This window comes from Micavibrio aeruginosavorus ARL-13 (genome assembly GCF_000226315.1).
Classification (GTDB): Bacteria; Pseudomonadota; Alphaproteobacteria; order Micavibrionales; family Micavibrionaceae; genus Micavibrio; species Micavibrio aeruginosavorus_B.
Map to the genome: position 1 here is coordinate 2,128,979 of NC_016026.1, position 26,230 is coordinate 2,155,208.

General features: G+C 54.8%; 28 protein-coding genes and 1 pseudogene. All 29 read right to left on the bottom strand.

The features are described 5' to 3' along the window. Positions 1 to 35: 35 nt before the first annotated feature. The 29 genes and pseudogenes from MICA_RS10070 to rpoB all read right to left on the bottom strand — a co-directional run bounded on the left by MICA_RS10070 (position 36) and on the right by rpoB (position 26,024). Positions 36 to 662: an adenylate kinase gene (locus tag MICA_RS10070; RefSeq protein ID WP_014103643.1), complete on the bottom strand. Its 627-nt coding sequence runs from the start codon at positions 660 to 662 to the stop codon at positions 36 to 38. After that, positions 662 to 2,005 carry a preprotein translocase subunit SecY gene (secY, locus tag MICA_RS10075; RefSeq protein WP_014103644.1) on the bottom strand — a complete coding sequence of 448 codons (1,344 nt, stop codon included), beginning with the start codon at positions 2,003 to 2,005 and terminating at the stop codon, positions 662 to 664. The genes MICA_RS10070 and secY overlap by 1 nt, the downstream gene beginning before the upstream one ends. A gap of 250 nt (positions 2,006 to 2,255) precedes the next feature. Beyond that, the gene (rplO, locus tag MICA_RS10080; protein WP_014103645.1) at positions 2,256 to 2,780 is read right to left on the bottom strand and encodes a 50S ribosomal protein L15; all 525 of its coding nucleotides are present in this window, start codon (positions 2,778 to 2,780) and stop codon (positions 2,256 to 2,258) included. Positions 2,781 to 2,815: 35 nt separating this feature from the next. Next, positions 2,816 to 3,052, bottom strand: a complete 237-nt coding sequence (rpmD, locus tag MICA_RS10085) for a 50S ribosomal protein L30 (RefSeq protein WP_014103646.1) — start codon at positions 3,050 to 3,052, stop codon at positions 2,816 to 2,818. A 33-nt stretch (positions 3,053 to 3,085) separates the two neighbouring features. Further along, positions 3,086 to 3,751, bottom strand: a complete 666-nt coding sequence (gene rpsE / locus MICA_RS10090; protein ID WP_014103647.1) for a 30S ribosomal protein S5 — start codon at positions 3,749 to 3,751, stop codon at positions 3,086 to 3,088. 28 nt (positions 3,752 to 3,779) lie between these two features. Beyond that, positions 3,780 to 4,157 (bottom strand): 50S ribosomal protein L18, encoded by a 378-nt coding sequence (gene rplR / locus MICA_RS10095; RefSeq protein WP_014103648.1) that lies wholly within the window; start codon positions 4,155 to 4,157, stop codon positions 3,780 to 3,782. A gap of 25 nt (positions 4,158 to 4,182) precedes the next feature. Then, the gene (gene rplF / locus MICA_RS10100) at positions 4,183 to 4,722 is read right to left on the bottom strand and encodes a 50S ribosomal protein L6 (protein WP_014103649.1); all 540 of its coding nucleotides are present in this window, start codon (positions 4,720 to 4,722) and stop codon (positions 4,183 to 4,185) included. A 19-nt stretch (positions 4,723 to 4,741) separates the two neighbouring features. After that, complete coding sequence (gene rpsH / locus MICA_RS10105) at positions 4,742 to 5,140, bottom strand: 30S ribosomal protein S8 (RefSeq protein WP_014103650.1); 399 nt, start codon at positions 5,138 to 5,140, stop codon at positions 4,742 to 4,744. A gap of 72 nt (positions 5,141 to 5,212) precedes the next feature. Continuing rightward, the gene (rpsN, locus tag MICA_RS10110; protein WP_041794052.1) at positions 5,213 to 5,518 is read right to left on the bottom strand and encodes a 30S ribosomal protein S14; all 306 of its coding nucleotides are present in this window, start codon (positions 5,516 to 5,518) and stop codon (positions 5,213 to 5,215) included. Between the two features lie 30 nt (positions 5,519 to 5,548). Continuing rightward, positions 5,549 to 6,097, bottom strand: coding sequence for a 50S ribosomal protein L5 (gene rplE, locus MICA_RS10115; RefSeq protein ID WP_014103652.1), 549 nt, complete (start codon positions 6,095 to 6,097; stop codon positions 5,549 to 5,551). A gap of 18 nt (positions 6,098 to 6,115) precedes the next feature. Continuing rightward, positions 6,116 to 6,442 carry a 50S ribosomal protein L24 gene (gene rplX / locus MICA_RS10120; protein ID WP_014103653.1) on the bottom strand — a complete coding sequence of 109 codons (327 nt, stop codon included), beginning with the start codon at positions 6,440 to 6,442 and terminating at the stop codon, positions 6,116 to 6,118. Further along, positions 6,442 to 6,810, bottom strand: coding sequence for a 50S ribosomal protein L14 (rplN, locus tag MICA_RS10125; RefSeq protein ID WP_014103654.1), 369 nt, complete (start codon positions 6,808 to 6,810; stop codon positions 6,442 to 6,444). The genes rplX and rplN overlap by 1 nt, the downstream gene beginning before the upstream one ends. A gap of 182 nt (positions 6,811 to 6,992) precedes the next feature. Continuing rightward, a pseudogene (gene rpsQ, locus MICA_RS12350) lies at positions 6,993 to 7,247 on the bottom strand (30S ribosomal protein S17); the annotation flags it as partial. A 28-nt stretch (positions 7,248 to 7,275) separates the two neighbouring features. After that, a complete protein-coding gene (rpmC, locus tag MICA_RS10135; RefSeq protein ID WP_014103656.1) occupies positions 7,276 to 7,521 on the bottom strand; it encodes a 50S ribosomal protein L29 in 246 nt (81 codons plus the stop codon). Positions 7,522 to 7,550: 29 nt separating this feature from the next. After that, positions 7,551 to 7,964, bottom strand: a complete 414-nt coding sequence (gene rplP, locus MICA_RS10140; protein WP_014103657.1) for a 50S ribosomal protein L16 — start codon at positions 7,962 to 7,964, stop codon at positions 7,551 to 7,553. A gap of 38 nt (positions 7,965 to 8,002) precedes the next feature. After that, positions 8,003 to 8,689: a 30S ribosomal protein S3 gene (rpsC, locus tag MICA_RS10145; RefSeq protein WP_014103658.1), complete on the bottom strand. Its 687-nt coding sequence runs from the start codon at positions 8,687 to 8,689 to the stop codon at positions 8,003 to 8,005. A gap of 49 nt (positions 8,690 to 8,738) precedes the next feature. Then, entirely contained in the window at positions 8,739 to 9,116 is a 378-nt protein-coding gene (gene rplV, locus MICA_RS10150; RefSeq protein ID WP_014103659.1) for a 50S ribosomal protein L22, read from the bottom strand. 39 nt (positions 9,117 to 9,155) lie between these two features. Continuing rightward, positions 9,156 to 9,431, bottom strand: a complete 276-nt coding sequence (rpsS, locus tag MICA_RS10155) for a 30S ribosomal protein S19 (protein ID WP_014103660.1) — start codon at positions 9,429 to 9,431, stop codon at positions 9,156 to 9,158. A 21-nt stretch (positions 9,432 to 9,452) separates the two neighbouring features. Then, positions 9,453 to 10,277 (bottom strand): 50S ribosomal protein L2, encoded by an 825-nt coding sequence (gene rplB, locus MICA_RS10160; RefSeq protein ID WP_014103661.1) that lies wholly within the window; start codon positions 10,275 to 10,277, stop codon positions 9,453 to 9,455. Positions 10,278 to 10,316: 39 nt separating this feature from the next. Continuing rightward, positions 10,317 to 10,637: a 50S ribosomal protein L23 gene (locus MICA_RS10165; RefSeq protein WP_014103662.1), complete on the bottom strand. Its 321-nt coding sequence runs from the start codon at positions 10,635 to 10,637 to the stop codon at positions 10,317 to 10,319. An 18-nt stretch (positions 10,638 to 10,655) separates the two neighbouring features. Further along, positions 10,656 to 11,279: a 50S ribosomal protein L4 gene (gene rplD / locus MICA_RS10170; RefSeq protein WP_014103663.1), complete on the bottom strand. Its 624-nt coding sequence runs from the start codon at positions 11,277 to 11,279 to the stop codon at positions 10,656 to 10,658. A gap of 33 nt (positions 11,280 to 11,312) precedes the next feature. Continuing rightward, positions 11,313 to 12,047 (bottom strand): 50S ribosomal protein L3, encoded by a 735-nt coding sequence (gene rplC / locus MICA_RS10175; protein ID WP_014103664.1) that lies wholly within the window; start codon positions 12,045 to 12,047, stop codon positions 11,313 to 11,315. Positions 12,048 to 12,083: 36 nt separating this feature from the next. Next, positions 12,084 to 12,404 carry a 30S ribosomal protein S10 gene (gene rpsJ / locus MICA_RS10180; RefSeq protein ID WP_014103665.1) on the bottom strand — a complete coding sequence of 107 codons (321 nt, stop codon included), beginning with the start codon at positions 12,402 to 12,404 and terminating at the stop codon, positions 12,084 to 12,086. Positions 12,405 to 12,426: 22 nt separating this feature from the next. After that, on the bottom strand, positions 12,427 to 13,605 hold the full coding sequence (tuf, locus tag MICA_RS10185; RefSeq protein ID WP_014103666.1) for an elongation factor Tu: 1,179 nt from the start codon (positions 13,603 to 13,605) through the stop codon (positions 12,427 to 12,429). Positions 13,606 to 13,669: 64 nt separating this feature from the next. After that, the gene (fusA, locus tag MICA_RS10190) at positions 13,670 to 15,766 is read right to left on the bottom strand and encodes an elongation factor G (protein ID WP_014103667.1); all 2,097 of its coding nucleotides are present in this window, start codon (positions 15,764 to 15,766) and stop codon (positions 13,670 to 13,672) included. Positions 15,767 to 15,790: 24 nt separating this feature from the next. Beyond that, positions 15,791 to 16,273: a 30S ribosomal protein S7 gene (rpsG, locus tag MICA_RS10195; protein ID WP_014103668.1), complete on the bottom strand. Its 483-nt coding sequence runs from the start codon at positions 16,271 to 16,273 to the stop codon at positions 15,791 to 15,793. Between the two features lie 21 nt (positions 16,274 to 16,294). Further along, entirely contained in the window at positions 16,295 to 16,666 is a 372-nt protein-coding gene (gene rpsL / locus MICA_RS10200) for a 30S ribosomal protein S12 (RefSeq protein WP_041794054.1), read from the bottom strand. 737 nt (positions 16,667 to 17,403) lie between these two features. Further along, complete coding sequence (gene rpoC, locus MICA_RS10210; protein WP_014103672.1) at positions 17,404 to 21,597, bottom strand: DNA-directed RNA polymerase subunit beta'; 4,194 nt, start codon at positions 21,595 to 21,597, stop codon at positions 17,404 to 17,406. An 83-nt stretch (positions 21,598 to 21,680) separates the two neighbouring features. After that, entirely contained in the window at positions 21,681 to 26,024 is a 4,344-nt protein-coding gene (rpoB, locus tag MICA_RS10215; protein WP_014103673.1) for a DNA-directed RNA polymerase subunit beta, read from the bottom strand. Positions 26,025 to 26,230: the final 206 nt, after the last annotated feature.

The following is a 26,230-nucleotide window of genomic DNA, read 5'->3' on the forward strand; positions in this document are numbered from 1 at the left end:
GCCCCCGGATTTTCGTCTGGAGGCTCCCTAAAATTTTATGGGTGTTGGGCCGACGGCGCACTGGGCGCGGCCCCCGCACCACTGCCAACCAGGATTTTATCAATCGCGGCTTCCACGACATCAATGCTGGCCATGCCGTCAACAGAACGCAGCAGGCTCTTGCCCTGATAGAACGGAATGATCGGCGCAGTTTTGTTGCGGAACTCCTGCAAACGCTTGCGCAGCGTTTCTTCGTTGTCATCGCTCCGCACGGCCTCGCCACGTGATTGCATTTCAGCAACGCGTTTATTCAGACGATCGACCAGAATGGCTTCATCAACCTGCAATTCAATTGCGGCCAGCAACGGGTGGCCTTTTTTCGCCAGCATTGTTTCCAACGCCGCGGCCTGTGCCACGGTACGCGGGAAACCATCGAAAATAACGCCCTTGGCACAATCGGCTTGCTGGATACGGTTTTCGATCATCGCGATGATGATGTCATCGGACACCAATCCACCCGCATCCATCACGGCCTTCGCCTGTTTGCCCAGATCGGTGCCGGCGGCCACCTCGGCGCGCAACATGTCACCAGTGGAGAGCTGCTTCAGACCGTATTTGTCTTCCAGCTTTTTTGCCTGTGTGCCTTTGCCTGCGCCCGGTGGGCCCAGAAGAATCAAATTCATCATCGACGGCGGCCTCCTAATTTTGCTTTCTTCAACAGCCCTTCATATTGATGGGCGATCATGTGGGAGTGGATTTGCGCGACTGTATCCATCGTCACCGACACAACGATCAGCAAGCTGGTCCCGCCCAGATAGAACGGCATGCTGTATTTCGCGACCAGCACTTCCGGCAACAGACAGATCAGGCACAGATACGCCGCACCCACCATCGTAATACGCGTCAGAACGTAATCCAGATAATCCGCTGTGGACTTACCCGGACGGATACCCGGAATAAAGCCGCCATACTTGCGCAACATGTCCGCGTTCTCCGTCGGATTGAAAACAATCGCGGTATAGAAGAAGCAGAAGAACGCGATCAGCAGACCATACAAAATCATGTAGGTCGGCGAACCGTGTTGCAGCCACTGCGCCAGCGTCGCCGTGAAATCATTGCCCGATGCACCGGAAAAACCAACAATGGTCAACGGCAGCAACAGCAAAGACGATGCGAAGATCGGCGGAATAACACCGGCGGTGTTCAGCTTCAGCGGGATGTGGTTTTGTTCACCCGCCATCATGCCGTTGCCAATCTGGCGCTTCGGATATTGCACCAGCACGCGACGTTGTGCGCGTTCCATGAACACGATGAACGTGATCACACCAACAACCATCGCAGCCATGATGAACAGCTCAATAAAGCTGAACGTTCCCTGACGTCCCAGTTCCAGCGTGCTGGCAATAGCGCGCGGCAATTCGGCCACGATACCAGCGAAGATGATCAGCGAAATGCCGTTACCGATACCGCGCGCGGTGATTTGTTCACCCAGCCACATCAGGAACACAGTACCGCCAACAATGGTGATGACCGTCGAGATACGGAAGAACATGCCCGGATCAATCACAGCAGAGCCGCTTGCACCCTGCATGCTTTCCAGACCAACGGCCAGACCATAGGCCTGCACCGTCGCCAACATCACAGTCAGGAAGCGGGTATATTGGTTGATCTTCGCGCGACCGCTTTCGCCTTCCTTCTTCATCGCCTCCAGCTTTGGCGACATGGATGACGCCAGCTGCATGATAATCGAGGCCGAAATATACGGCATAATGTTCAACGCAAAAATCGTCATACGCTGGAGCGCGCCACCGGAAAACATGTTGAACATGTCCAGGATACCGCCACCCTTTTGCGTGAAGATTTCGGCCCACACATGCGGGTTGATTCCCGGCACGGGAATGTATGTCCCCAACCGGTAAACCAGCAGGGCCAGAATCACAAACAGCAAACGTTTTTTCAGCTCGGTTGCTTTTGCAAGCGCACCCCAATTGGCATTTTTTGCAAGCTGTTCTACGGCAGATGGCATCGCTTCAAACCTTGATCAATACGATACAAAACACGAAAGAGCGCGGAGCCCAAAAGGGGCGCGCAGACCCTTAAAGGTTTAGAGAAAACGGGAGGCCGACACAAGCCCTAAGCATGGAGGATAACAGTCTTTTTCCCGTCCCGACGCCCAAAAGCAGCACAGCGCTCGGGCACACCATAAAAAAGAAAAAGCCCGGTGGATTTTTCCAACCGGGCTTCTATCTCTTTCAGCGCTCCGACGGAGCTGCCAATTATTTCTTTTTCTTCGCCTTGCCGCTTTTCGCGCCAGTGGCTTTTTTACCGAACGGCTTCGGCACGAAAACGGAGATTTCGACTTTACCGCCGGCTTTCTCAACAGCTTTCACAGCCGCATCGGTCGCACCGGACAGTTTCAGGTCGATCTTGGATTTCAGCGTGCCTTTGCCCAGCAGACGAACACCGTCTTTGCTGCGGCGGATCACACCGGCTTTCACCAATGCTTTCTCATCAACAACGCCTTTAACATCCAGAATTTTGGAGTCGATGGCTTCCTGCAGGCGAGCCAGTGTCACCTCCGCATAATCTTTTGCGAAAATGTTCACGAAGCCGCGTTTCGGCAGACGACGGTACAGAGGCATCTGACCACCCTCGAAGCCTTGGATCGAAACGCCGGTACGGGCTTTCTGACCTTTTACGCCACGGCCGCAAGTTTTGCCTTTGCCAGAGCCGATACCACGACCGACAATCATGCGGCGCTTAACGGAACCCTCTTGGGGTTGCAGCTCATTGAGTTTCATCGTTAAAACCTTTCCTTCACAGAAAGACGGGCCAATTAGGCGACGTCTTCAACTTTCACCAGGTGTTGTACCGCATTGATCATGCCACGCACGGACGGAGTATCTTCCAGTTCGCGAGAGCGGTTGATCTTGTTCAGGCCCAGGCCTTTCAGCGTGGCTTCCTGATAATCATAGCGACCGGCTGCACTGCGGATTTGCGTCACGCGTACCATTTTACCGGATTTAGCCGCAGCCTTTTTCGGGGCTGCTTTTTTCGCTTTTTCCTCAGACATCGGATCGGTCCTCTATATTAAACGTATATCGACTTATTCTTCTTCAGCTGCGGCAATCGCTTGCTCAGCGGCACCACGGGCGGCTTCACGGCTGGCAACAATGTCGCCAACTTTTTTGCTGCGACGGGATGCAACCTGACGCGGGCTCTGCATGCCTTTCAGGGCAGCGAAAGTCGCGTTCACCATGGTGTACGGGTTGTTGGAACCAATTTTCTTGGCCACAACGTCCTGAACGCCCAGGGCTTCAAAAATCGCACGCAGCGGACCACCTGCGATGATACCGGTACCCGGAGGGGCAGAGCGCAGGAATACGCGACCGGCGCCATCACGGCCAGCAATATCGTGGTGCAGTGTACGGGCTTCGCGCAGCGGCACGCGGATCATGGCGCGTTTGGCCTGATCGGTGGCTTTGCGGATTGCATCGGGAACTTCGCGGGCTTTGGCACTGCCGAAACCAACGCGGCCTTTACCATCACCAACAACGACCAGAGCGGCGAAACCGAAACGGCGACCACCCTTAACCACTTTGGCAACGCGGTTAATACCAACCAGACGCTCGATCAGCTCCGACTCTTCGCGCTCGCGCGGCTCGTTGCTGTTGCGGTCGTCACGGCGTTTGCCGCCTTTACCATCACGATCACGGCCACCGCGTTCGCGTTTGTTTTCAGATGGTGTTGCTGTTGCTTCTGCGCTGGACATGTTTGATCCTTAGCTCCTCAATAAATTCTTAGAATTCCAAGCCGGCTTCACGGGCACCGTCAGCCACAGCCTTAACACGGCCATGATAGACGTAACCACCGCGGTCGAATTGAACCAGCGTAACGCCAGCTTTCTTCGCGCGTTCAGCAACCAGCTTGCCCACTTTGTGAGCTGCTTCTTTGTTGCCGCCGTTTTTCAGCTTCAGCTCTTTGTCCATGGACGATGCTGCCGCAAGCGTAACGCCGCGCACATCATCAATCACTTGGGCATAGATGCCTTTGCCGGTGCGATGCACAGACAGACGCGGACGGGCCAGCTTTTGCCCGGAACGTGCTACGTTAACCTGACGCAGCTTGTTGCGCGTCCGGAACGTGCGGCGTTGTTGTGATGTCAAACCCTTGGCCATGATACGGTCCTCTTGCCTCTAATTCTTACTTCTTCTTGCCTTCTTTACGCAGGATCTGCTGACCCTCGTAACGGATACCTTTGCCTTTGTACGGCTCTGGCGGACGGTAGGAGATGATCTCCGCAGCAACCTGACCGACTTTTTGTTTGTCGATACCAGAAATGCTGATTTTCGTTTGCTTGTCTACGGCAACTTTAATGTCGCTCGGAACAGCGTATTGAATGTCGTGGCTGTAACCCAGTTGCAGAACCAGCGTGCTGCCCTGCAGGTTCGCACGATAACCAACGCCCTGGATGTCCAGGTTTTTGGTGTAGCCTTCGCTCACGCCCACAACCATGTTCTTGATGTGGTTGCGGAAGGTCGGCCACAACATGCGCAGCTTACGCTCTTCCGACAGCGGGGCCAGAACGACTTGCTTGCCGCCCTCTTCCAGCTTTACAGACACAGCTTCATGCACGGTCAGGGTCAGCTCACCGAGCTTGCCTTTGACCTTCACGTCTTGACCTTTAACTTCGACGGTTACACCATCGGGAACGATCACGGGGTTTTTGCCAATCCGGGACATCGTCTTCAACCTTTCAAAATTAGAAGATGCGGCAGAGAATTTCGCCGCCAACGTTCTGTTCACGGGCTTCGTGGTCGGCCATAACACCATTCGGTGTCGACACAACAGCGATACCCAGACCGTTGTAAACGCGCGGAATTTCCGTCACTTTCACGTAAACACGACGACCCGGCTTGGACACACGGCTGATCTCCTGGATCACCGGTTGGCCCTGGTCATATTTCAGTTCGATCTGCAGCTCAGCATGGCCGCGATCGTTTTTCGTTTCGCTCCAGCCACGGATGTAGCCTTCGCGTTTCAGAACGTCCAGAACCCGTCCGCGCAGTTTAGAGGCCGGGCAGGTCACGACTTCTTTCTTCGCGCCTTGACCGTTACGGATGCGGGTCAGCATATCTCCAAGTGGATCGCTCATTGACATCGTTTGTTCTTCCTTCTTAAAAAAACTTCGTTTGGTCCTGTGCGGCCCCTTATAAAAAGGACCAGCCGCTGGTTACCAGCTCGACTTCGTCACACCAGGCAGTTCGCCACGGGATGCCAGAAGACGCAGTGCATTTCGGCACAAGTTGAACTTGCGATAGTTGGAACGCGGACGACCGGTCAGCGCGCAACGGTTGCGAACACGGTTTTTCGCCGAGTTACGCGGCAGTTCCGCAAGTTCCAGAACAGCCTTGAAACGATCTTCCGGGGATGCCGAGCGATCGCTGATCTGGGCTTTCAGCGCAGCACGTTTGGTTGCATAACGCTTAACCAATTTGCGGCGTTTGTCGTTCCGGATCACTGAACATGTCTTAGCCATAGGCCTTTTCCTCCAAATATCTCAATCGTATTAGTTGCGGAAGGGCATCATGAAACCGCGCAGAAGCTCTTTTGCTTCTTCGTCGGATTTCGCCGTGGTGCAGATGATGATGTCCATCCCGCGCATTTGATCAACTTTATCGTAGTCGATCTCGGGGAACACGATCTGTTCCTTCAGGCCCATCGCGTAGTTACCGCGACCGTCAAAGCTGCGACCATTGATGCCGCGGAAGTCGCGAACGCGCGGCAGCGCGATCGTGACCAGACGATCCAGGAATTCGTACATGTGCGCACGACGCAACGTCACTTTGCAACCGATCGCCATGTTTTCACGAATTTTGAAAGAGGCGTTCGCTTTGCGAGCATGCGTGATCAGCGGCTTTTGACCGGAGATCGCTGCCAGATCGTTTACAGCGTTATCAATGTGTGCGCGGTTGGTCGTGGCTTCGCCTACGCCCATGTTCAGAACGATTTTATCCAGACGCGGGATCTGCATATCGTTCTTGTAACCGTATTTTTGTTTCAGCGCCGGTTTGATGTCTTTTTCGTACATCACCTGGAAACGGGGCTTCGTTGTCATCGCCGTATCCTTCATCACTTATTTATCAAGAGTTTCGCCGGAGCGTCGTGCTACGCGGACCTTTTTACCGTCCTTCAGGGTCGTGTAACCCACCCGGGTCGGCTTGTTCGACTTCGGATCAATCAGAGCCACGTTAGACGCGTGGATCGGCATTTCCTTGGTCTCGATACCACCTGCACTCGTCGCCGACGGCTTCGTGTGTTTTTTCGCCAGGTTGATACCTTGAACCAGAACACGGTTGTCTTCCGGGAATACCTTCAGAACTTCACCGGTTTTGGTCTTGTCTTTACCAGTCAGAACGACGACTTTGTCGCCCTTTTTGATTTTCAATTTTGCGTTGCTCATTACAGCACCTCTGGCGCCAAAGAAATAATTTTCATGTAGCCCTTGCCACGCAGCTCACGGGTCACGGGGCCAAAGATACGGGTTCCGATCGGCTCGCCCTGCTTGTTGATCAGCACAACAGAGTTGCTGTCAAAGCGGATTTTCTCACCGTTCGCGCGCTTCAGACCATGGGCCGTGCGCACAATAACCGCGCGGTGAACATCACCCTTTTTAACGCGGCCGCGCGGAATGGCGTCCTTTACCGAAACAACGATGATATCACCGATATTCGCGGAGTTGTGGTGAGACCCGCCCAGTACTTTAATGCACTGAACGCGTTTCGCGCCGCTGTTATCGGCTACATCGAGTTCTGATTCCATCTGGATCATGATCGTTCTGCCTTCTTTAATCGTTCAAACTTGGTCGTTTCAGTTCGCCTTAATTAGGCGTCTTTTTTCTTGGCTGCGGTTTTCTTCGCGGCCGGTTTCTTTGCTGCGGCGGTTTTCGCGCCAGCTTTCGCCGGAGCCTTTTTCGCCTTCGGCTCAGCAGCGGCCTTTTCGGTCACTTCCGGAGCTTGACGGGTCGCGGCATCGCCCAGACCTGCCACCACGCGCCAGGATTTGCGCTTGGAGATAGGACGGCATTCCTCGATCTGCACGCGGTCGCCGACTTTATACATATTCTGCTCGTCATGTGCAGCATATTTATCGGATTTCCGGATGTATTTTTTGTACACCGGGTGCATCGTGCGGCGTTCGACCAGAACCGTAACGGTTTTGTCCATCTTGTCGCTGACGACGTTGCCTTCCAGAATGCGACGTGGCATGTATTTGCTCCTTACCTACGTATCTCTATTATGCGGCTTTGGTCTTTTTCGCGGATTTCGGGCTTTTCGCCTTGGCCGCGGTCGGACCGCCTTTTTGTTGTTCTAAAACCGTCTGAATACGGGCGATATCGCGGCGCAGGCCACGGATTTGTGCCGTATTGGACAGCTGGCCGCCAGCTTTCTGGAAACGCAGGGTCATTTGCTGCTGTTTCAGGTCAACAAGCATCTTTTTCAGCTCGTCGGCGGTTTTGCCTTTAATGTCTTCCGCTTTCATATCGCGTCTCCTAACACTCGGCCCGGGGCTTATTCGCCAATACGGGCAATGAATTTCGTTTTAACCGGCAGTTTTGCCGCAGCCAGGCTCAGAGCCTCACGAGCAACAGTTTCCGGTACACCGTCCAGTTCGAACAGGATACGGCCCGGTTTTACCCGTGCAGCCCAGAATTCCGGGGCGCCTTTACCGGAACCCATCCGCACTTCCAGCGGCTTTTTGGATACCGGGACGTCCGGGAATACACGGATCCAGACTTTACCCTGACGCTTCATCGCACGGGTGATCGCACGACGAGCTGCCTCGATCTGACGCGCGGTCAGACGATCCGGATCCAGGGTTTTCAGGCCATAAGAGCCGAAAGCCAGAGTCGCACCGCTGGTGGCCAGACCGTGGATACGGCCTTTATGCTGTTTGCGGTATTTTGTCTTTTTCGGTTGCAGCATCGTCTTCGCTCACATCTTCAATCGTTCAAATTCAGTCATTAACCACGCGGGGTAGAAGCCGGGGTCGTTTCAGTGCGCTTGTCGCGGGCCAGCGGATCATGTTCCAGGACATCGCCCTTGTAGATCCATACCTTCACGCCGATGATCCCGAAGGTCGTCAGTGCTTCGGCAAAGCCGTAGTCCAGGTCAGCACGCAGTGTGTGCAGAGGCACGCGGCCTTCGCGGTACCATTCGGTACGAGCGATGTCAGCACCGCCCAAACGACCGGATACGTTTACACGGATCCCTTGGCCACCCAGACGCAGTGCGCTTTGTACGGCGCGCTTCATTGCACGACGGAAGGACACGCGGCGCTCCAGCTGCTGGGCAATGCCCTCAGCAACCAGCTGTGCGTCAACTTCCGGCTTGCGGATTTCAACAATGTTCAGCGAAACATCGGAACCGCCGCGGATCGACAGATCCTTACGCAGTTTCTCAATGTCGGCGCCTTTTTTGCCGATGATCACACCCGGGCGAGCCGCGTGAATCGTCACTTTCGTGTTCTGGGCAGCGCGCTCAATGATGACCTTGCTGATGCCAGCGGCTTTCAGCTTGTCTTTCACGTATTCGCGCAGCTTCAGATCCTCAACCAGCCGGTCGGCATAGTTGCGGTCGGAAAACCAGCGGGAATCCCAGGTGCGGTTGATACCGACGCGGATACCGATAGGATTAACCTTCTGACCCATAACCTTATTGCTCCTTCAAATCTCTTTTATATGCGCTCTGTTTATTCGCTTAGTCGGCGTCGCGCTGACGCACAACGATGGTCAAGTTGCTGAAAAACTTCTCAACCGGACCTACGCGACCACGTGCACGGGCACGGAAGCGGCGCATTTTTACCGATTTGCCAACGGTGGCTTCGGCAACATACAAACGGTCAACATCCAGATTATGGTTGTTTTCCGCATTCGCCACGGCAGCTTTCAGCACTTGCTGTACATCGCGTGCGGCATGCTTCGTGGAAAATTCCAGGTCAACCAGCGCCTTGGCCGCGCTTTTGCCGCGGATCATTTGCGCTACCAGATTCAGCTTACGCGGGCTCGAGCCAACATATTTGGCCATCGCCTGGGCTTCGTTGGCAGCTGCGCGCCGTTTATTTGCATCCTGTCCCATTGGGTTCGTCCTTTACTGCTTCAATCGCTTATCAGCTAATTACTTGCCGGCTTTTTTATCGGCGCTGTGACCCTTGTAGGTACGGGTCGGCGCGAATTCGCCCAGCTTGTGGCCGATCATTTGGTCGGTCACCAGAACGGGCAGGAATTTCTGACCGTTATGTACACCGAAGGTCAGACCTACCATGTTCGGCAGAATCGTGGACCGACGGGACCAGGTTTTAATCACTTCTTTTTTGCCGCTGCTGCGCACATTTTCCACTTTTTGCAGAACGTGGCGATCAACAAACGGACCTTTCCAGACTGAACGTGCCATAGTCTAAGCTCTCCTAAAACCTTACTTCTTGCGACGACGGATAATGAATTTATCGGTCGCTTTGTTCTTACGGGTTTTTGCACCTTTGGTCGGCTTGCCCCACGGCGTAACCGGGTGACGACCACCCGAGGTACGACCTTCACCACCACCCAACGGGTGATCGACCGGGTTCATAACAACGCCGCGAACGTGCGGGCGTTTACCGCGCCAACGGGTGCGACCAGCTTTACCATCATTGGTGTTGAAGTGGTCCGGGTTGGACACTGCACCAACGGTGGCCATGCATTCCTGACGAACAACACGCAGTTCACCAGAAGCCAGTTTAATCTGGGTGTAACCTTGGTCACGACCAACAACTTGAGCATAGGTCCCGGCGGAGCGAGCCATCTGGCCGCCTTTGCCCGGTTTCAGTTCAACGTTGTGAACGATCGTACCAACCGGCATGCTTTTCAGCATCATCGCGTTGCCCGGCTTCACGTCGGTCTTTTCGCCAGCAACAACTTTGTCGCCAACTTTCAGACGTTGCGGAGCAATGATGTACGCCATTTCGCCGTCAACATACTTGATCAGAGCGATATAGGCCGTGCGGTTCGGGTCATATTCCAAACGCTCAACCGTGGCTTCCATGTCCCACTTACGACGCTTCCAGTCAATAACGCGGTAGCGACGCTTGTGACCGCCGCCACGTTGCCATGACGTAATGCGACCATAGTTGTTACGGCCACCGGTCTTGTTCAGACCTTCGGTCAGGGAGCGCTCCGGCTTGCCCTTCCACAGCTGGCTACGATCAGTGATGATCAGCTCGCGTGTGCTCGGGGTCACGGGATTGAATTTTTTCAGTGCCATCAGTTTAGCCCTTTGCTCTCAATCTCTTCATTCAACCAATTACGCGGCGGTGCCGACGTCGATGGTTTGACCTTCTTCCAACGTCACGATCGCTTTCTTAGCGTCGCTACGACGGCCCAAACGGCCACGGAAAATTTTGTTTTTACCTTTTTGGATCGAGGTGTTTACACCCTTCACCTTCACTTCAAAGACAGCTTCAACAGCTTCTTTGATAGCCGGTTTCGTCGCGGTCATCGGCACGCGGAACGTGATCTGACCGTGTTGGGAACCCATGGTGGCTTTTTCAGTGATCAGCGGCGTGCGTACGATGTCGTACATCCAAGCAGCAATTTTCACGTCTTTTTTCGCCTTCGTTGCCATTGTCTTGATCCCTCTATCTTATTTGCTCAGACGCGCGGTCAGGTTGGCCACGGCATCCTTGGTCAAAACCAGCGTGTCACGACGCAGAATGTCATACACGTTCGCGCCTTGGCTCGGCAGAACATCAATACGCGGCAGGTTGTCCGTCGCGCGGGAGAAGTTCGCATCCACCTCGTCACCACAAACGATAACAGCGGAGGTCAGGCCCAGAGCCTTCATCGCCTCAGCCATCGGCTTCGTTTTGTGTGTGTCGGCAACAGCTTGATCCAGAACGATCAGCTTGCCGGCTTTTGCCTTTGCAGACAGCGCGGTTTTCAGCGCCAGGGCACGTACCTTTTTCGGCAGATCCGTCGCGTGGGAACGCGGGGTCGGTCCGAAAATCACTGCACCACCGCGCATTTGCGGGGAACGCAGGGAACCCTGACGGCCATTACCCGTACCTTTTTGCTTGAACGGCTTCTTACCCGTACCGCTCACTTCACCAATTTCCTTGGTGTCGTGCGTACCGGCGCGACGCTTGTTCAGCTGGAAATGAACCATCCGGTGCAGGATGTCATTCCGTACGCTCATGCCAAAGATTGCATCGTCCAGATCAATCTGGCCGACCTCTTTGTTCTGCAAATTCTTGACCGCAACCTTCATGGTTCCACGTCCTTCTATAAATGCTTCTATTCGTTATTCAGCCGGAGCTGCTTCTTCTGCCGGGGCGGCTTCAACAGCCGGAGCTGCCTTTGCTGCGCCTTTCAGGGCTGCCGGTTTCGGCAGATCGGCCGGAGCCGGAACCTTAACGGCATCTTGAATGCGTACCCATTGACCATCCGTACCCGGAACCGAACCCTTAACCAGGATCAGACCGTCTTCGATATCAACAGCAACCACTTTCAGATTCTGTGTGGTGACTTGCTCAGCACCCAAGTGACCGGCCATCTTCTTGTTCTTGAAGACTTTACCTGGATCTTGGCGTTGACCGGTGGAACCGTGGGAACGGTGCGACACGGATACACCGTGTGTTGCACGCAGACCACCGAAGTTCCAGCGTTTCATCGGGCCAGCAAAACCTTTACCGGTCGTGATGCCCGTGACGTCAACCAACTGGCCAGCAACGAAGTGGCTTGCGCAGATTTCTGCACCAACTTCGATCAGGTTTTCCGGAGAAACGCGGAATTCCGCAACTTTCTTCTTCGGCTCAACCTTGGCTTTCGCGAAGTGGCCACGCTGGGCTTTCGCCGTGCGCTTTACCTTTGCAACGCCAGCACCCAACTGAACAGCGGTGTAGCCGTCTTTGTCTTCGGTGCGAACAGCCACAACCTGGCAGCCATCGATTTTCAGCACAGTCACAGGAACGCTACGGCCTTCTTCGTCGAAGATCCGTGTCATCCCTTCTTTGCGTGCAATCAGACCAGTTCTCATTGTCTTCGTCCTCTTGTGATCCAGTGTCAGCGCTTATTAAGCAGCCTGACCAATCTTAATCTCAACATCTACGCCAGCGGCGAGGTCGAGTTTCATCAGCGCGTCAACCGTTTGCGGGGTCGGATCGACGATGTCGATCAGGCGCTTGTGGGTGCGCATTTCGAACGCTTCCATCGACTTCTTGTCGATGTGCGGCGAACGCAGAACGGTAAACCGCTCAATACGCGTCGGCAGAGGAACCGGACCGCGAACGCGGGCGCCGGTACGCTTGGCCGTGTTGACGATCTCACCCGTGGACTGATCCAGAACGCGGTGGTCGAAAGCCTTCAGGCGGATGCGAATGGTTTGCGTATCCATAGTTCGGTTCCTTTACCTTAAATTACTTCACAATCTTGCCAACAACGCCTGCACCGACGGTGCGGCCACCTTCGCGGATAGCGAAGCGCAGACCTTCGTTCATCGCGATCGGGCAGATCAGTTCGACTTCGAAGTTTACGTTATCGCCAGGCATAACCATTTCCGTTCCAGCCGGCAGCGTTACGATGCCCGTAACGTCCGTCGTGCGGAAGTAGAACTGCGGACGGTAGTTCGTGAAGAACGGCGTGTGGCGGCCACCTTCGTCTTTCGACAGAATGTACGCTTCAGCCGTGAAGTTCGTGTGCGGGGTAATCGAACCCGGCGCGCACAGAACCTGGCCACGCTCAACGTCTTCACGCTTCGTACCACGCAGCAGAGCGCCGATGTTGTCACCAGCTTCACCGCTGTCCAGCAGTTTGCGGAACATTTCAACGCCCGTAACGGTCGTTTTTTGCGTCGGGCGAATACCAACGATTTCGATCTCTTCGCCAACTTTCACGATACCCTGCTCAACACGGCCCGTTACAACGGTACCACGGCCAGAGATCGAGAATACGTCTTCAACCGGCATCAGGAACGGCTTGTCTTTCGGACGGGCCGGGGTCGGGATGTAAGCATCAACAGCTTCCATCAGAGCCTGAATGGCTTTCTCACCAATTTCCGGATCGCGTTTTTCCAGAGCGGCCAGAGCAGAGCCCTTCACCACCGGAATGTCGTCGCCCGGGAATTCGTATTTGGACAGCAGTTCGCGGATTTCCATCTCAACCAGGTCCAGCAGTTCTGCATCGTCAACCTGGTCAACTTTGTTCATGAACACAACAATCGCCGGAACGCCAACCTGACGGGCCAACAGAATGTGTTCGCGCGTCTGCGGCATCGGGCCGTCAGCAGCGGAGCAAACCAGAATAGCACCGTCCATCTGTGCCGCACCCGTGATCATGTTCTTCACATAGTCAGCGTGGCCCGGGCAGTCAACGTGCGCGTAGTGGCGGTTCGCGGTTTCATATTCAACGTGCGACGTGGAAATCGTGATACCACGGGCTTTCTCTTCAGGAGCCTTGTCAATCTGGTCATACGCCAGCGCTTCCTTCGAAAACTGTTGCGTAATCGCGGCCGTCAGCGTCGTCTTACCATGGTCAACGTGACCAATCGTGCCGATGTTTACGTGCGGCTTATTCCGCTCAAACTTACCCTTTGCCATCTTCTTTTCCTCTTCAAAACCTAATCAGGTTGTTTCGTCAGTTTCTGTTGTCGTCAGGCGGTGATTAAGCCACCAGCTTTTTCTTCACTTCTTCGGCTACGTTCGGCGGTACCGGTGCATAGTGGTCGAACACCATGCTGTACTGCGCGCGGCCTTGGGACATGGAACGCAGGTTATTGATGTAACCGAACATATTGCCCAGCGGCACGCTCGCCATAATAACCTTTGCGTTACCGCGATCTTCCATCGCGTTGATCTGGCCACGGCGGCTGTTCAGATCGCCGATCACGTCACCCATATATTCTTCTGGGGTAACAACTTCGACTTTCATCACAGGCTCCAGCAATTGCGGGCCAGCGGCAGCCATGGCTTCCTTGAACGCTGCGCGAGCGGCGATTTCGAAAGCCAGAGCCGAGGAGTCAACATCGTGGTATCCACCGTCGATCAGGCGGACTTTGAAGTCCACGACCGGGAAACCAGCGATAATACCGGTGTCTTTTGCACCCATCAGGCCTTTTTCAACGCCCGGGATGTATTCTTTCGGAATTGCGCCACCAACGATCTGGTTTTCGAACGCATAACCGGCACCGGCTTCTTGCGGTTCGAACACGGCGGTCATCTTAGCGTACTGACCCGAACCACCCGACTGTTTCTTGTGGGTGTAGGTGACTTCGAACGCCTTGGTGATCGTTTCGCGGTAAGCAACCTGCGGTGCACCGACGTTGGCTTCCACTTTGAATTCGCGCTTCATGCGATCAACCAGAATTTCCAAGTGCAGTTCGCCCATGCCTTTCAGGATGGTCTGACCGGATTCATGGTCCACCGATACACGGAAGGACGGATCTTCAGAAGCCAGGCGTTGCAGAGCAATACCCATTTTCTCTTGGTCGGCTTTGGATTTCGGCTCAACCGCAATCTCAATAACCGGTTCCGGGAATTCCATACGCTCCAGAACGATCGGCTTGGCAGAGTCGCACAGCGTGTCGCCCGTGGTGGTGTCTTTCAGACCAACCAGCGCAACAATGTCACCGGCTTCGGCGTATTTGATTTCTTCGCGGTTGTTGGCGTGCATCAGCAACATACGGCCGATACGCTCTTTTTTGTCCTTCACAGAGTTCAGAACATAAGAACCGGACTCCAGTTTACCGGAGTAAATACGGGCGAAGGTCAAAGAGCCAACGAACGGGTCGTTCATCACTTTGAAAGCCAGAGCGGAGAACGGTGCGTCATCAGACGGCGGACGAGTGTCCGGGTCGTCGGAGCCGACTTTTTTGCCTTTTACATCACCCACATCCAGCGGGGACGGCAGGTAACGGATCACAGCGTCCAGCAGCGGCTGAACACCTTTGTTTTTGAACGAAGAACCGCACATCATCGGAACCAGTTTGCCGGTGATGGTGCCCTTACGGATGCAAGCGCGCAGCGTTTCGATGCTCGGCATATCGCCGTTCAGGTACGCTTCCATTGCAGCGTCGTCCATCTCAACAGCCATTTCGATCAGGCGGTCGCGATATTCTTCAGCTTTTGCTTGCAGGTCAGCCGGGATGTCAACAACCTGGAAGGTTGCACCCAGGGATTCGCTGTCCCAGATGATCGCTTTCATGTCGATCAGGTCAACGATACCAGCGAAGTCGCTTTCAATACCGATCGGCAGGGTCAGAACCATCGGCTTGATGCCCAGACGTTTCTGAACCGTGTCGATGCAGAAATAGAAGTCTGCGCCGATTTTGTCCATTTTGTTCGCGAAAATGATACGCGGAACTTTGTACTTGTCACCCTGGCGCCATACGGTTTCCGTTTGCGGCTCTACGCCCTGGTTACCGTCCAGCAAGCAGACAGCACCGTCGAGAACGCGCAAGGAACGCTCAACTTCAATCGTGAAGTCAACGTGACCCGGGGTGTCAATGATGTTAACGCGATACTGCTCGCCATCGTCCGGACCCGTCCAGAAGGCCGTCGTCGCAGCAGAGGTAATGGTAATACCACGCTCCTGCTCCTGCTCCATCCAGTCCATGGTCGCGGCGCCATCGTGCACTTCACCGATTTTGTGCGACTTGCCTGTATAATACAGAACGCGCTCGGTGGTCGTGGTTTTACCGGCATCAATGTGTGCCATGATGCCAATATTGCGGTAGCGGCCGATCGGTGTTTCGCGTGTCATAATCTTAAGATCCAAAATCCGGTATTAGAAACGATAGTGAGCAAAGGCTTTGTTAGCGTCTGCCATTTTGTGGGTGTCTTCGCGTTTTTTCACGGCGGCACCACGGTCATTCCAAGCTTCGATCATTTCAGCAGCCAGACGATCCGTCATGGTGTTTTCACCACGGGCACGGGCGTAAGCGATCAACCAGCGAATGGCCAGAGCCAGCTGACGATCAGCGCGAATTTCGCAAGGTACTTGGTAGGTCGCACCACCAACACGGCGGGACTTCACCTCAACCTGCGGCTTCACTTTGTCCAGAGCGGCTTTGAAGAACGCAATAACTTCGTTGTCATTGGCCAGTTTCTGCTTTACGCGAACCTGATCCAGAGCACCGTAAACAATGCGCTCAGCAACCGACTTCTTACCATCTTCCATGACCATGTTGATGAACTTGGACAGGACCAGATCACCGAACTTCGGGTCCGGGAGGATTTCGCGTTTTTCTGCTGCGTGACGACGTGACATTCTATTTCAGCTCCTGAAAAATTATTTCGGACGTTTCGCGCCGTAGTGCGAACGGCTCTTCTTACGGTCTTTAACGCCCTGGGTATCCAGCGCACCACGGATGATGTGGTAACGAACACCCGGCAAGTCTTTCACACGACCACCGCGCACCAGCACGACGGAGTGTTCTTGCAGGTTGTGACCTTCACCCATGATGTAAGCAATGACTTCGATCCCGGTGGTCAGACGAACTTTGGCCACTTTACGCAAAGCGGAGTTCGGCTTCTTCGGGGTTGTCGTATAAACGCGCGTGCAAACGCCACGTTTTTGCGGATTGCCCTTCAGAGCCCGGTTTTTCTTCCGCACTACTACCTTTTCGCGCGGCTTACGGATCAATTGCTGTATGGTTGGCATGTTTAGCCCTTCAAAAATTGTATCGTTTGTTTTCCAGATGGTTGGCTTCAAAAACCAGCGCCCTTACGTTTTCGGAAGGTCACCCATGCCTGCGTCCCGGTGGTGGGCCGCTTTGCGGGTGCCTTATAAATCGTGGCGCGTCGCTTTTTATTCCTCTTTTTTCACCGAAACCGGCGAAAAAATCTGAGCTGCGTTTAACCCGCTTTCCATCGAAAAACCTAGGAAAACAGCGGCCTACAGCCAGCCCATCCGTATGCGAACGCGCGGAATATACATTCGCCCCCCGGAAGCGTCAAGCAATTGTTTACGAAATCCTCAAGATTTTTATGGTGTATCGGTGTTTTTTTACACAGCGAGTCATGACCCGCGCAAACCGATTCATTTTGAACCATAAAAAAACGGCTCAAATGAGCCGTTTTCTTGCTTTCCCACTGTCTTCCCCTGCCCCAAATGCGGCGGGTTGACCCCGCATCGCTTTTTAGCCTTTAGAAACCCGTTTGTACCCTGAACAACGCGCCGGAAGCGGTTGATCGTTGTTTTATTGTTGAAGCCAATCGTATGCCATAAGATTGTTTCGACGCAAGTATGGAAAGCGCAATTTTATTGCTTATTTATGGAATCGGGTCGCGCACCCCGCGTACCCCCATATAAAGCGCAGCAAAGCCCGCACAAAACGGACCATAAAAAAACGCCCGGACATCGGCCCGGGCGTTTTTAATCTTTAAGCGTGGCAGGACTTAGCCGTTTGCAGCCTTGTCCATCCCGGCATCATCACCCATGGCCGGCATATCGGCGTGGGCCAGAGCCTCGGCCTCTTGCTGGGCGGCGATGGCCAACTGGTCACGCTGGGCGGCCAGTTTCTTGACCTGGTTGATATAGGAACCGGTACCGGCCGGGATCAGACGCCCGACGATCACGTTTTCCTTCAACCCGTTCAGGGTGTCCATCTTGCCTTGCGTTGCCGCTTCGGTCAGAACGCGGGTCGTTTCCTGGAACGAAGCCGCAGAAATGAACGATTTGGTTTGCAGAGAGGCCTTGGTGATACCCTGCAGGATCGGCTTACCCGTCGCCGGGATCTTGCCGGCTTCGATGTATTTCTGGTTGGTGATTTCGAACTCATCACGGTCAACCTGTTCGCCAACCAGGAAGGTGGTGTCACCCGGGGTCAGGATCTCGGTTTTCTGCAGCATCTGGCGAACGATCACCTCGATGTGCTTGTCGTTGATCTTAACACCCTGCAGACGGTAAACGTCCTGGATTTCCTGGGTCAGGTAGTCGGACAGAGCCTCAACCCCCATAACGTCCAGAATATCGTGTGGCACCATCGCTCCGTCCAGCAGCGCATCACCGCGGCGGACGAAGTCACCTTCGTGCACAGCCAAGTGACGGCCTTTCGGGATCAGGTATTCCTTCGGCTCAGCCTGCGCATCTGCCGGTTTCACGATCAGACGACGCTTGGACTTGTAGTCCTTACCGAATTCCACCTGGCCGTCGATTTCGGAAATAATCGCGAAATCTTTCGGCTTACGGGCTTCGAACAGTTCGGCCACGCGCGGCAGACCACCGGTAATGTCACGCGTTTTGGATGTTTCACGCGGGATACGACCGATAATGTCACCTGCGCGAACTTCCGCACCGTTTTCAACCGACAGAATGGTATCAACGGACAGATAGTAGTTCGCCGGCAGACCGTTCGGCAGGGTAATAACCTTGCCCTTGGCATCCAGCAGGGATACACGCGGTTTCAGCGTGCCGCCCTTCGGCTGGGAGCGCCAGTCGATCACGACTTTGGACGAAATACCGGTTGCCTCGTCGGTTTTTTCCGAGATCGACAGACCTTCGACCAGGTCGTAATAGTGCGCCACACCGTCTTTTTCCGTCAGGATTGGGATGGTGTACGGGTCCCACTCGGCCAGTTTCTGGGCCGGCTTGACCTTGTCACCTTCGTTCACCAGCAGACGGGAACCGTACGGCAGGCGTTGAGCCAGCTTTTCGTTACCCTTGGCGTCGCGAACAACGATTTCGGTGTTACGACCCATAACGATCGTTACGCCTTCCGAGTTCTTCACAACGTTGTGGTGGCGGATTTCGATCGTGCCTTCAACCGGAGCTTCGACAGAGGATTTTTCCGCACCACGCTGGGCCGCACCACCAATGTGGAACGTACGCATGGTCAGCTGTGTGCCCGGCTCGCCGATTGACTGTGCGGCCATAACGCCGACAGCTTCACCAACGTTCACCGGTGTACCGCGGGCCAGGTCACGGCCATAGCACTTGCCGCAAACGCCGATCGCGCTTTCACAGGTCAGAACCGAACGGACCAGAACGCTGTCAACGCCAGCGGTTTCGATCATTTCGGCCTTCACTTCGTCGATCAGATCACCCTGGGCCACCAGCAATTCGCCGGACAGCGGGTTTTTCACATCGATTGCCGCCGTACGACCCAGAATACGCTCACCCAGGTTGACGATCACGTCCGCACCGCTCATCACAGCGCGCATCGTTACGCCTTTTTCCGTACCGCAATCGTGTTGGGTGATAATTGCATCCTGTGCAACGTCAACCAGACGACGGGTCAGGTAACCGGAGTTTGCCGTTTTCAACGCCGTATCCGCCAGACCCTTACGGGCACCGTGGGTGGAGTTGAAGTATTCCAGAACCGACAGACCTTCCTTAAAGTTGGAAATAATCGGCGTCTCAATAATCTCGCCTGACGGCTTCGCCATCAGACCACGCATACCAGCCAGCTGGCGAATCTGCGCTGCGGAACCACGAGCACCCGAGTGGGCCATCATGTAAACCGAGTTCATCGTACCGTCGGCGTAGCTGGAAATGCCCTTCATCATGGCATCGGCCACGTCATCCGTGCATTTCGACCAGATATCGACGACTTTGTTGTACTTTTCGCCTTTGGTAATCAGACCATCTTGGTACTGACGTTCGAATTCCTTGACCTTGTCTTCGGCTTCTTTCACCAAAGCTTCCTTCGCGGCCGGGATAATCATGTCATCCTTACCGAAGGAAATACCGGCCTGGCACGCATGACGGAAGCCCAGCTTCATCATACGGTCACAGAAGATCACCGCCTCTTTCTGGCCGCCATGGCGATACACCATGTCGATCAGGTTCGAGACTTCTTTCTTCGTCAGCGGCTGGTTGATCAGGCTGAACGGCAGTTCCGGATGACGCGGGAACAGTTCCGAAATCATCATACGGCCCGGTGTGGAATCCACGATCAGCGTTACCGGCTGGTTGTTTTCATCAACCGTGTGGTAACGGCACTTGATTTTCGCGTGCAGGGACAGGTGACCTTCCGCGATGGCGTGCTGGATTTCACCAACACCACGGAAAATCATGCCTTCGCCCTTTTGCTTGTCCAGTGCGATCGACAGGTAATACAGACCCAGAACAATATCCTGCGACGGAACGATAATCGGCTTACCGTTTGCCGGGGACAGAATGTTGTTCGTGGACATCATCAGGCAGCGTGCTTCCAGCTGCGATTCAATCGACAGCGGAACGTGAACGGCCATCTGGTCACCGTCGAAGTCAGCGTTGAACGCCGTGCAGACCAGCGGGTGCAGCTGAATCGCTTTACCTTCGATCAGGGTCGGTTCAAACGCCTGGATGCCCAGACGGTGCAAAGTCGGCGCACGGTTCAGCATGACCGGGTGTTCGCGGATAACTTCTTCCAGGATATCCCAAACTTCCGGACGCTCTTTTTCCACCATACGCTTGGCGGCTTTCACTGTAGTGGCCAGGCCATACAGTTCCAGCTTGTGGTAAATGAACGGCTTGAACAGTTCCAGCGCCATCTTCTTCGGCAGACCGCACTGGTGCAGCTTCAGTTCCGGACCAACGGTAATAACCGAACGGCCAGAATAGTCGACGCGTTTACCCAGCAAGTTCTGACGGAAGCGACCTTGCTTCCCTTTCAGCATGTCGGACAGCGATTTCAGCGGACGCTTGTTGGCGCCGGTGATCACGCGGCCACGACGGCCGTTGTCGAACAGCGCGTCCACAGCTTCCTGCAACATACGCTTTTCGTTACGAACGATAATGTCCGGAGCGCGCAGTTCAATCAGGCGCTTCAGACGGTTGTTACGGTTGATCACGCGACGATACAGATCGTTCAGGTCGGACGTTGCGAAACGGCCACCATCCAGCGGAACCAGCGGGCGCAGTTCCGGCGGCAGAACCGGAACGACATCCATAATCATCCATTCCGGACGGGTGCCGGATTCGAGGAAGGATTCGATCAGTTTCAAACGCTTGACCAGCTTCTTACGCTTGGCTTCGGACGATGTGTCGCGCAGGTCTTCTTCAACCTTGATTTTCTCTGCATCCAGATCAATCGCGGTCATCAGTTTTTTCAGCGCTTCGGCACCGATACCGGCTTCGAAGCTTTCGTCGCCGTACTGATCCTGGGCATCCATGAACTCTTCTTCCGTCAGCAATTGCAACGGCTTCAGAGGGGTCATGCCCGGCTCGAGAACGATGTACGATTCGAAATACAGAACTTTTTCCAGCTCTTTCAAAGTCATGTCCATCATCAAACCGATGCGGGACGGCAGGGACTTCAGGAACCAGATGTGGGCAACCGGCGATGCCAGTTGAATGTGGCCCATGCGCTCACGGCGAACTTTGGTCAGCGTGACTTCAACGCCGCACTTTTCGCAGATGATGCCTTTGAACTTCATGCGTTTGTATTTGCCGCAAATGCACTCATAGTCCTTGATCGGACCAAAGATACGGGCGCAGAACAAACCGTCTTTTTCCGGTTTGAATGTGCGGTAGTTGATGGTTTCCGGCTTCTTCACTTCGCCAAAGGACCAGGACAGGATCTGTTCCGGGCTGGCAATCGAAATCCGGATGGAGTCAAAAGACTGCGGTCCGGTCGGCTGGCCAAAGAGGTTCATCAGTTCGTTCATCGTTCACTCCCGTAAGGGCTAAAAAAAGCGTTCTATCTCTTCAAAAAACCCGGTCGCGGTTTATGCCGCGACCGGCTTGGCAATTAAGTGCCGCTGTTTTTCATGTCGACGTTCAGACCCAGAGCCTTCAGTTCTTTCACCAGAACGTTGAAGGATTCCGGAATACCGATTTCGAAATTGTCTTCGCCGCGAACAATCGCTTCGTAGACTTTCGAACGGCCAGCCACGTCGTCCGACTTGACGGTCAGCATTTCCTGCAAGGTGTAGGCAGCGCCGTATGCTTGCAGGGCCCAGACTTCCATCTCCCCGAAACGCTGGCCACCGAACTGGGCTTTACCACCCAACGGCTGCTGCGTGACCAAGGAGTACGGACCAATGGAGCGTGCGTGGATCTTGTCATCGACCAAGTGGTGCAGTTTCAGCATGTAGATGTAACCAACGGTCACATTACGGTGGAAATATTCACCCGTACGACCATCGATCAAACGCACCTGACCCGATGTATTCAGACCAGCTTTTGCCAGCAAGGCGTCGATGTCGGCTTCAACCGCGCCGTCAAAGACCGGCGTTGCCATCGGCACGCCACCGCGCAGGTTGTTCGCCATCTCGACCAGATGCTGATCGCTCAGCTTGGTGACTTTTTCGTCATATTCCTTGTCGCCGTAGACGCCCTTCAGATGCTCTTTCAGCTTCTTCACGTCGCCATCGGACGGAGCCTTGCGGTCCGCGAAGGAATCGATCAGTTGACCAATCTGTTTACCCAGGTTGGCCGAAGCCCAGCCCAAGTGCGTTTCCAGGATCTGACCAACGTTCATACGGGACGGAACACCCAGCGGGTTCAGCACGATATCGACCGGCTGACCATCTTCGGTGTACGGCATGTCTTCGGCAGGAACGATGCGGGACACCACACCTTTGTTCCCGTGACGACCGGCCATTTTGTCACCCGGCTGCATTTTACGCTTCACGGCGATAAAGACTTTAACCATCTTCATCACGCCCGGGGGCAGTTCGTCACCGCGTTGCAGTTTTTCAACTTTGGATTCGAAACGGGCCTTCAGATCATCGACGGCATCGTCGAAGGTCTTCGACATGGCTTCGATTTCTTCCATGCGGGTTTCGTTTTCAACGCCAATTTGACGCCACAGGCCACGGCTGATGGACTCCAGATCGGATTGCTTGATCTTGGAACCTTTCGCCAGGTCCAGTTGCTTCGGCGCAGCGGCCAACGTTTGACCAACCAGCATTTCAGCAAGACGGGCATAGAAGCCGCCTTCCAGAATGGAGCGTTCGTCGTCACGGTCTTTGGCCAGTTGTTCGATTTCAGCCCGTTCGATCGACAGTGCGCGGGCATCTTTATCGACGCCGCGACGGTTGAACACGCGAACTTCAACGATTGTACCCGTTACCCCCGGCGGTACACGCAGGGAGGTATCTTTTACGTCGGCTGCTTTTTCACCGAAGATTGCGCGCAGCAATTTTTCTTCCGGCGTCATCGGTGATTCACCTTTCGGCGTCACTTTACCAACCAGAATGTCGCCCGCCTGAACTTCGGCACCGATGTGTACAATACCGGCTTCGTCCAGGTGTTTCAGCGCTTCTTCACCAACGTTCGGAATGTCGCGGGTGATTTCTTCGGTGCCCAGTTTCGTATCGCGGGCCATCACTTCAAATTCCTCGATGTGGATCGAGGTGAAGATGTCTTCGGCAACGATACGCTCGGACAGCAAGATCGAGTCTTCGAAGTTGTAACCGTTCCACGGCATGAACGCGACCAGCACGTTGCGGCCCAGAGCCAGTTCACCGAACTGGGTCGACGGACCGTCAGCGATAATGTCGCCAGCCTTGATCTGGTCGCCAACTTTCACCAGCGGCTTCTGCGTAATGCAGGTCGACTGGTTGGAACGCTGGAACTTCGACAGTTTGTAGATGTCTACGGTCGGCTCGTCCGCGCGGGTCATTTCCGTTGCACGGATAACAACGCGGGTTGCGTCAACCTGAACCACGATACCGGAACGGCGGGCCGTTACAGCAGCGCCGGAGTCACGCGCAACGGCGGCCTCCATACCCGTACCAACCAGCGGCGCATCGGAGCGCAGCAGCGGAACGGCCTGGCGTTGCATGTTCGAACCCATCAGAGCACGGTTGGCGTCGTCGTTTTCCAGGAACGGGATCAGCGCCGCAGCAACGGACACGATCTGTTTCGGGGACACGTCGATCATGTTGATCGTATCCGGCGTCGCCATCAAGTTTTCACCGGCTTGGCGGCAGGAAACCAGATCATCCAGGAACTTGCCGTCTTTGCTCAGCGGTGTGCTGGCCTGGGCAATGGTGTATTTGGCTTCTTCCATGGCGGACATGTAAACGACTTCGTCCGTCACTTTGCCATCCACAACGCGGCGGTACGGGGATTCAATGAATCCGTACTGGTTCACGCGGGCAAAGGTGGCCAAGGAGTTGATCAAACCGATGTTCGGACCTTCCGGTGTTTCAATCGGGCAGATACGGCCATAGTGGGTCGGGTGTACGTCACGCACTTCAAAGCCAGCGCGTTCGCGGGTCAGACCGCCGGGGCCCAGCGCGGACAGACGGCGTTTGTGCGTAATTTCGGACAGCGGGTTGGTCTGGTCCATAAACTGGGACAGCTGGCTGGAACCGAAGAATTCACGCACCGAAACCGCAACCGGTTTGGCGTTGATCAAATCGTGCGGCATGTAGTTGTCGATATCGACAGAAGACATACGCTCGCGGATTGCGCGTTCCATACGCAGCAAACCAACGCGAACCTGGTTTTCCATCAATTCGCCAACGGAACGCACACGACGGTTACCGAGGTTGTCGATATCGTCGATTTCGCCTGCGCCGTCTTTCAGACCGTGCAGATATTTCAGGATCGCCAGAATGTCATCCTTGCGCAGAACGCGAACAGTGTCTTCCGCATCCAGGTTCAGGCGCAGGTTCATCTTCACGCGACCAACAGCCGACAGATCATAACGCTCGGCGTCGAAGAACAGGCTGTCGAACAGGGCTTGGGCCGATTCAACTGTCGGCGGCTCACCCGGGCGCATGACGCGGTAAATATCGATCAACGCTTCTTCGCGGGTATCGCACTTGTCGGCCAGCAGGGTGTTGCGAACATACGGGCCCACGTTGACGTGATCGATGGCCAGAACCGGAATATCGGTTACGCCGGATTTGTCGAAGGCTTTCAGCTCTTCTTCCGTGATTTCATGACCAGCTTCGAAGATCACCTGACCGGTTTTCGCATCGAAGATGTCTTCCGCCAGATATTGGCCGATCAGCTGGGCGTCTTCGACCAGCATGTCTTTCAGGCCTTTTTCCTCCAGCTGCTTGATCACGCGGGCGGTGATTTTCGTGCCAGCATCCAGAACCGATTTGCCGGTTTTGGCGTCGATCAGGTCGTGGTCCAGCTTGACGCCGCGCATACGGGCACCGTCAAATGCGGTTTTCCAGCCTTTTTTCTCTTTCGAATACGTCACAACACCATAGAAGGTGCGCAGGATTTCTTCGTTGCTCATCCCCTGAACCATCAGCGGATCAACCGGCTGATCGTTCTCTTCGCACTTGGCGCGGTAATCCGCCGTCATGGAGGAATCCAGCGCGCGCAGCAGCGTGGTCACCGGCAGCTTACGACGACGGTCGATACGAACATACATCAAGTCTTTCGCATCGAATTCGAAGTCCAGCCAGGAACCGCGGTACGGAATTACGCGGGCCGCGAACAGATATTTACCGGACGCGTGCGTCTTGCCACCATCGTGGTCAAAGAACACACCCGGGGAACGGTGCATCTGGGAAACGATCACACGCTCGGTGCCGTTCACGATGAACGTCCCGTTTTTGGTCATCAGCGGCATGTCCACCATGTAGACATCTTGTTCTTTAATGTCGCGGATGGAGCGCAGGCCTGTGGTTTCATCAATGTCGAATACAGACAGGCGCAACGTGACGCGCAGCGGGGCCGCATAGGTCATGCCGCGCTGTTGGCATTCGTCGGTGTCGTATTTCGGCTCTTCCAGCTCATAACGCACATAGTCAATCTCAGCCTTGTCCGCGAAGTCTTTAATCGGGAACACGGTCGAGAACACTTCCTGAAGACCCTGCATTTTGCGGTCTTCCGGCTGTACGTCAGCCTGCAGGAACGCCTCATAAGACTGGCGCTGAATTTCGATCAGGTTCGGCATCGCCGCAACTTCGCGGATTTTCGCGAACGAACGACGAATACGCTTCCGGCCCGTGAAGCTGTCAACAGCATCAGCCGGGCGGGTAATCACCACAGGCGGGCGATAGAGTGATGGGGGTTTGGACGGCGCAGTGGTTGCGGCTTTCTTCGTCGTGCTTTTGGCTTTAGCGGCCATGATTTTTTTCGGGGAATTTTTTTCGGAATTGGTGTTTTCAGCAGTCATTGTGCTTTCCTTCGCCCATCAGTTTGCCCGCGGATGGCCTGATTCACCCGCTGACGTCATTGTCCAAAACGTGCCCAAAAGGACATCACCGCCATCACCCTTCCCATGCGCCCGGAAGGTTGAAGCGGTTGAAAAGATTATATTTTTACCTGGCTCGTGTCAGTGCGTTCACGCTGGCCCCGGGTTAAAAACGCCCCAAAAACAAG

Bases quoted from the DNA above. Each gene is read 5' to 3' on its own strand.
- rplB (WP_014103661.1), bottom strand. From the start codon at position 10,277: ATGGCACTGAAAAAATTCAATCCCGTGACCCCGAGCACACGCGAGCTG.
- rplV (WP_014103659.1), bottom strand. From the start codon at position 9,116: ATGGGACAGGATGCAAATAAACGGCGCGCAGCTGCCAACGAAGCCCAG.
- rpsC (WP_014103658.1), bottom strand. From the start codon at position 8,689: ATGGGTCAGAAGGTTAATCCTATCGGTATCCGCGTCGGTATCAACCGC.
- rpsL (WP_041794054.1), bottom strand. From the start codon at position 16,666: ATGCCAACCATACAGCAATTGATCCGTAAGCCGCGCGAAAAGGTAGTA.
- rpsE (WP_014103647.1), bottom strand. From the start codon at position 3,751: ATGTCCAGCGCAGAAGCAACAGCAACACCATCTGAAAACAAACGCGAA.
- rpoC (WP_014103672.1), bottom strand. From the start codon at position 21,597: ATGAACGAACTGATGAACCTCTTTGGCCAGCCGACCGGACCGCAGTCT.
- rplR (WP_014103648.1), bottom strand. From the start codon at position 4,157: ATGGCCAAGGGTTTGACATCACAACAACGCCGCACGTTCCGGACGCGC.
- secY (WP_014103644.1), bottom strand. From the start codon at position 2,005: ATGCCATCTGCCGTAGAACAGCTTGCAAAAAATGCCAATTGGGGTGCG.
- rplX (WP_014103653.1), bottom strand. From the start codon at position 6,442: ATGAGCAACGCAAAATTGAAAATCAAAAAGGGCGACAAAGTCGTCGTT.
- rplE (WP_014103652.1), bottom strand. From the start codon at position 6,097: ATGACAACGAAGCCCCGTTTCCAGGTGATGTACGAAAAAGACATCAAA.
- rpsG (WP_014103668.1), bottom strand. From the start codon at position 16,273: ATGTCACGTCGTCACGCAGCAGAAAAACGCGAAATCCTCCCGGACCCG.
- rpsS (WP_014103660.1), bottom strand. From the start codon at position 9,431: ATGGCACGTTCAGTCTGGAAAGGTCCGTTTGTTGATCGCCACGTTCTG.
- tuf (WP_014103666.1), bottom strand. From the start codon at position 13,605: ATGGCAAAGGGTAAGTTTGAGCGGAATAAGCCGCACGTAAACATCGGC.
- rplN (WP_014103654.1), bottom strand. From the start codon at position 6,810: ATGATCCAGATGGAATCAGAACTCGATGTAGCCGATAACAGCGGCGCG.
- rplO (WP_014103645.1), bottom strand. From the start codon at position 2,780: ATGAAACTCAATGAGCTGCAACCCCAAGAGGGTTCCGTTAAGCGCCGC.
- rpsH (WP_014103650.1), bottom strand. From the start codon at position 5,140: ATGTCAATGAGCGATCCACTTGGAGATATGCTGACCCGCATCCGTAAC.
- MICA_RS10070 (WP_014103643.1), bottom strand. From the start codon at position 662: ATGAATTTGATTCTTCTGGGCCCACCGGGCGCAGGCAAAGGCACACAG.
- fusA (WP_014103667.1), bottom strand. From the start codon at position 15,766: ATGACACGCGAAACACCGATCGGCCGCTACCGCAATATTGGCATCATG.
- rpmC (WP_014103656.1), bottom strand. From the start codon at position 7,521: ATGAAAGCGGAAGACATTAAAGGCAAAACCGCCGACGAGCTGAAAAAG.
- rpsJ (WP_014103665.1), bottom strand. From the start codon at position 12,404: ATGGATACGCAAACCATTCGCATCCGCCTGAAGGCTTTCGACCACCGC.
- rpoB (WP_014103673.1), bottom strand. From the start codon at position 26,024: ATGACTGCTGAAAACACCAATTCCGAAAAAAATTCCCCGAAAAAAATC.
- rplC (WP_014103664.1), bottom strand. From the start codon at position 12,047: ATGAGAACTGGTCTGATTGCACGCAAAGAAGGGATGACACGGATCTTC.
- rplF (WP_014103649.1), bottom strand. From the start codon at position 4,722: ATGTCCCGGATTGGCAAAAACCCCGTGATCGTTCCCGATGGTGTAACC.
- rplD (WP_014103663.1), bottom strand. From the start codon at position 11,279: ATGAAGGTTGCGGTCAAGAATTTGCAGAACAAAGAGGTCGGCCAGATT.
- rpsN (WP_041794052.1), bottom strand. From the start codon at position 5,518: ATGGCTAAGACATGTTCAGTGATCCGGAACGACAAACGCCGCAAATTG.
- MICA_RS10165 (WP_014103662.1), bottom strand. From the start codon at position 10,637: ATGGCAACGAAGGCGAAAAAAGACGTGAAAATTGCTGCTTGGATGTAC.
- rpmD (WP_014103646.1), bottom strand. From the start codon at position 3,052: ATGTCTGAGGAAAAAGCGAAAAAAGCAGCCCCGAAAAAGGCTGCGGCT.
- rplP (WP_014103657.1), bottom strand. From the start codon at position 7,964: ATGCTGCAACCGAAAAAGACAAAATACCGCAAACAGCATAAAGGCCGT.